The organism is Candidatus Magnetaquicoccus inordinatus (assembly GCF_004217665.1).
GTDB lineage: Bacteria > Pseudomonadota > Magnetococcia > Magnetococcales > Magnetaquicoccaceae > Magnetaquicoccus > Magnetaquicoccus inordinatus.
The window spans coordinates 1-5,402 of record NZ_RXIU01000237.1 but is presented as its reverse complement, the minus strand read 5'-3'; the positions used below and the strand labels follow the sequence as shown (position 1 = coordinate 5,402).

The 5,402-nt window shown below is 53.2% G+C and carries 3 protein-coding genes; all 3 read right to left on the bottom strand.

What is annotated here, in order from left to right:
- Nucleotides 1-296: 296 nt before the first annotated feature.
- Nucleotides 297-965 carry a hypothetical protein gene (locus EJP87_RS13715; protein WP_153188682.1) on the bottom strand — a complete coding sequence of 223 codons (669 nt, stop codon included), beginning with the start codon at nucleotides 963-965 and terminating at the stop codon, nucleotides 297-299.
- Nucleotides 966-985: 20 nt separating this feature from the next.
- Complete coding sequence (locus tag EJP87_RS13710) at nucleotides 986-3,700, bottom strand: hybrid sensor histidine kinase/response regulator (protein ID WP_130472433.1); 2,715 nt, start codon at nucleotides 3,698-3,700, stop codon at nucleotides 986-988.
- 266 nt (nucleotides 3,701-3,966) lie between these two features.
- Nucleotides 3,967-5,402 (bottom strand): dynamin family protein (locus tag EJP87_RS13705; protein WP_130472432.1); only part of this gene is annotated, 1,436 nt, incomplete at its 5' end.

The following is a 5,402-nucleotide window of genomic DNA, read 5'->3' as shown; positions in this document are numbered from 1 at the left end:
TTTTGTAACTATTCAGGTTCGTGCTGGCTCGCCAGCTCTACCCCCATGGGGATGCTGTGGGCATTGGCGCAAAAAATGCGCGCCAATGCCCACAGCTTGCTTCCATTAGGCGCTTAAGCCGACGCAAAGAGCGCGTCGGCTCAGTTTGAAAAGCGCGCCAAAGGCAAAAGATTAAAAGCAAAATCCCAGGGCTTCCATCCCTGGACCCGGCCAGGGAGGTGCCCTCCCTGGACCCGCAATAGTTTTGGGTGGTGAATAGTTACCTCCTTTTTTTGTTGGCTTGCCCTGCCCAAAACTCACCAGCGCTGACAATCCGCCCGCACCTGGGCATAACTGCGGGGCGTATCAATCTCTGCCTGGGCAGTTTTCTGTTTGGTATCCAAACGCTGCAACTCCCGTTTTACCTCCTGATCCAATCGTTGCAAAATCTCCTGCTTTTTTTGCTCCAACATACCCTTTTCCAGCACAACCGCCTTCTGCTTTTGTGCCAACGACTGCAAACGATCACGCAGATGTTGCACATATCCCTCCTGATGCTGATTCAAAATGCGTACATGCTCCATCTCATGGCGATAAATGGCCTGATATTCACAGCTTCCAGGGCGATAATTATTGGCGATATATACTTTCAAATCCGGATAGCTCAAATCCAAACGCAAAGAGCGCAAATAGAGACAGCGCTTTTCACCTTCCGCAGTGGCGCGCCACTCAAACACCCCCAACAAAGTGTGCTGAAGCCGGGAGACCGTCAGGCCAATCGGATGGTGCATCCCTTTGGACTGCTCCTGAATCCAGCCTTGGGAGCGATGGTCATCTATGAAAGGACGTCCTGTGGCAAACTGCGCCTGTATCTTCACCCCTTCGGTTGCGGGCGGACAGAGTGTGGACTCTCCTCCCCACAACAGCGTCGGTACAAAACAGCACAGCAAAATGGCCACAAACCGGCATCTGAACAACCTTTTCACCCTCTGTACTCCCACCCTTTCTATTCGGCCACAGCGCCCTCTCCGACCGCTTGCCGCACAATACGACAGAGTTGGCTGCGCTGCATCGGCCGATCCAAACAAAATACCCCCGGCAACTGTTCCAACCGCTCCCGCTGCTCGGAGGGCAGATTGCTAAAGACGATGACCGGCAACAGACGCAAGGGCTCCTCCGCACGCAGACGACTGATCTCCTCCACACCACTGTTGCTGCCACCAACACATTCCAAACAGACAAAATCCCACTGCTCTGCTTGATAGAGCTCCAGCAACTCTGCAGGAGTTTGGCAATGGCCAACCTCACTGACCTGCAGGCCGAGAGAGGTCAATAATTTTTTCAAGATCAGACGATTGACCGGATTTTTACCGACAACAGCCGTTTTCAAGCCAGCGGGCGGAGGTTGGTCAGCACCACTCTCCGGTCCACTTTGCGCTACCGCAAAGGGGATGGTGATGGAAAATATCGACCCTTCATTGACCCGGCTTTTCAAACGAATGGTGCCACCCATCAACTCTATCAGACGCTTGGCAATGGTCAAACCCAAACCGGTCCCTTCATAGCGGCGCGAAGAGGAGCTGTCTACCTGGGTAAAGAGCTCAAAAATGGTCTGCTGTTTCTCCTCGGGAATACCAATGCCGGTATCGGTCACCGTAAAACAGATCATTCCCGGATCGGCGGCACGACTGCCATCACGGGTCACCGTCAAGGTGATTTCACCCTCTTGGGTAAATTTGATGGCATTATGCAAAATGTGCATCAAGACCTGGCGCAAGCGTACCGGATCACCCTTGATCTGATGCGGCACATCCGCAGCCAAATGCAGGGAAAAACCCAACCCCTTCTCCTCTACCGAATCGTCAATTGACTCTTTCAACAAACGAATCAGAGCAGTCAAATCAAAAAAGCGACTTTCCAAGGTAAACTGCTCGCTATTGACCTTGGAGAGATCGAGCAGATCGGAGATCAAAGCCGACAGCCGTTCGGAACTATTCAAGATATTATGCAAATAGCGTTTCTGGCTTTTGTTGAGTTCGCCAAACTCCATATCCAACAATAAAGAGGTACAACCGGCAATGGTGTTGAGCGGTGTACGCAACTCATGGGAGATATTGGAGAGAAAATCATTTTTAATCTGGTTGACTGTCTCTGCGGCCTCTTTGGCCTGCTGCAGGGCCTTTTCCATGGCGATGCGCGGTGAGACATCCTCTTTGAAGGCCAGATAAAAGGTGCTCATTGCCTCAGTGGATGCCCGACCAGAACGTTTTTCGCGCTGTTCTGGCGCCAGGATTTGCGAAATGGTATTCAACTCCCAATAGAGCAGACCATCCTTGCGCCGATTGCGCAGTTCGCCATGCCACACCTCCCCACGGGTAATGGTCTGCCAGAGCGATTGATAGGTCGCAAGCGGCGTCTCTCCCGATTGCAAAAAACGAGGATTGCGCCCCATTACCTCTTCGGCGCCATATCCGGTCAAGCGGGTAAACTGCCGATTGACATAAACAATATTTCCCTTCAAATCACAGATCATCACCGCTGCCGGTCCCTGCTCCACCGCCTGCGACAGCTTGCGCACCTCCCACTCCGCACGTTTGCGCTCTTCCAGTTCTGCCTGCAAGGAGTCCCTGGTCTGCACAATCTCCCGCGCCAGGGAGTGAAAACGCTCCCGCAACATCCACAACTCATCCCGTGTGCTGCTCTCCTGCGGATGACTGCCCAAGACCGTGCGCGAAAAGAGCATCACCTCTCTGGTCAATTGCCGGATGTTGCGGGTCACCCATAACAAAATCAGCAAACAGACCAATACCGACACCGAAGAACCAATCAAGCGCTGCCGATGTTCCACCTGCATAATTGACTGAATCAAGGAATCAAAAGATTCGGTGGAGACCAAGGTGATCAACTGCAACAGCAGATCCGAGGCTCCATAATCAAAAAAAGATTGTCCTGCAACCAGATAGGGGCCAAGTACCCGCTCCAGAGCCATGCCGGGAGGTGCAATTTGCGGCTTGTTGCTGGCTATGATGCGCTGCTGACTCCCCTCCAGCAAGGCCACGACACCATTATATTGCCCGCCCACCCCTTGGGTATTGGCCAAAAAGGCGCTGTCCAGCGGCGTGGCCAACATCAACAAAGCTTTTGCCTGCCCATCGCGACCCTGGACACTCTCGGTGGTCAATAAAAACAACAAACCGTCCACCGAAGTGATGAACGGCTGGCCATGACTCAACTGACGCAACAAAGAGGAGGGATCCAAAAGTGCTGGCGGGGGAGGTTCCAACTGGCCGCGATAGACCTCGCGCACCGGACCGTTGTTCTCCATCAGCAGGACATAGCGCAGCGGCAGCATGCCGCGCAGCACGGTCGGTTTGGGAAACCAGACCGGCGGGTCATGATGAAAAATAATACGTTGGTAGGAGCTGACAGTCCCACCCTCATTGACGCGCGTTGCCGCTTCGCTGGCCTCGCGCTGTTCCAGATATTCCAGCAAATGGCGCTGTGCCGCCAACAGATGCACCGCCTGATGGTGCATTTTGACATGTTGGTCAAACACCACCCGGTTGATCTCCGTTTTCTCCCCAACCGCCTCCTTCAGTCGCTCTTGAAAGAGCGTCTGCAGATGACTGGTCTGCCAATGGTCCAACAACGACCAGATGGTGATCCCCACCAATAGCGTGGCCAGTAGAGCCTTCAGGGTGATCGGAAATCGCTGCAACATGCCGCCAGCAACGTTGCCTCCTTATAGGTACCGCAAGCAAATCTTATAAATACCGCAACTCTCGAGCACCTTTACAATTGCCTGGGATGATACTGTGCTCTTGTGGGATACCGCTTACAACAAACTGATACTTTTTTGCGGCGGCGGCCCATGATGGCAGCAAGAGCTGCGGAGTGGCGCCCTGCTTCTGCGCCACTCCGCAGCTCTATCCCTGGGGATTACCGAACAAGAGAAGCATCCCTACACCCCAGCCACAAGAGATCGATTTAATTCACCTCAAGCAACACCTTGGGATTAGGCAAATCGCTGCGTCCCGATGGATTGGTAAACTGATCGTTCAAATTCTGGACATAAGAGTCAGAATTTTTCAGCACCCGCATCAATTTCATCAGCGCCAAGCGGCCCCAACCGACCGGCTGCTTGCGGAAAATAGAGGCCAAAGGACCGGTGTTGCGCACAAAACCCTTGCGCATATACTCCCGCAACTCAGGAGTTTCCACCTCTTTGAGCAAGCTCTTGCCCAGAAAACGGGCGGTCCATTTGCGCACCAGCACATGAATCGACAAAAAGGCAATGGCTCCGACCGCCGCCAGAAAATCGACCAGCACCGACTGCCAGGGTGAGGCTGTCGGGGAAGCCCACATGCCCATCTCCAGCCAGGAGGCCAATGGTGGGTTATGGACAACGATGCCACTGATGACAGCAGCGGCGAGCAGACCATATAATACTCCATCAATCATCAACACCGCTTTACGCCAACGCGCCACCCAATCACGCAGGCGGGGGACACACTCCAGGTGAATCATCTTGGCAGTATGTTCCAGCACCCCGATAATGCGATAGGCACGCTCCACCTCGACACGCTGGATGCGCAGTTGCAGATCCTGCAGATCATCCTGCAATTTGCTTTCGTAGCGTTCACGCAGCAGAGGATCCTCGATGGGATGGGCGGCCTCTTTGTTGTAGATCTGGTAGAAGTGACCGGCGGTCAATCCTGATTGTGACAAGGCGCGCTGCCAGGCTGCCACAATATCCTCCAGATTATCCTCGCGCACGGTGCAGTCTACCTGGTTGAGAATAAACAAAAATTTATTGGAATCGGAACGATTGATGGTGTTTTTGACCAGATGATCCAAGGTATCCTTCATGGCCCCTGGTTCGGGATGGCGGGCATCAAAAAAGACCAACACCAGATCGGACAAATCCATAATATGATCGGTGATGCGCAAGGTGGCATTGCGTTGGGCATCGGCATCAAAACCGGGAGAGTCGATCAAGATTTTGCCGCGCAATTTTTCTGTCTGACAGGTTTTCAGTTGCAGATAGGCATCGATGCGCTGCCCTTCACCGGGGCTGACCCGCTCCAACTCTTTGCTGATTTGATAAAAAGGAAAACGGGGATCCGCATCCAATGCCAAACCGGGCAAGGTACGAATATTTTCCTCCGTACTAAAACAGATCACCGTAAATTTATCATCGACCGCCTGATTGCCGGTTCGCTGTAATTTGTGGCCGAGAAAATGATTGATAAAAGTCGATTTGCCCGAGGAAAAAGTCCCCAAAATGGAGATCATCGGCCACCAAGGCACACGGGTGGCAAAGGATTCCGTGCGATCCAGAATGCCGATCAGACGATTGACCGGATTTTTACCGACAACAGCCGTTTTCAAGCCAGCGGGCGGAGGTTGGTCAGCACCACTCT

Coding starts and splice junctions, on each gene's coding strand:
- EJP87_RS13710 (WP_130472433.1), bottom strand. CDS start 3,700: ATGTTGCAGCGATTTCCGATCACCCTGAAGGCTCTACTGGCCACGCTA.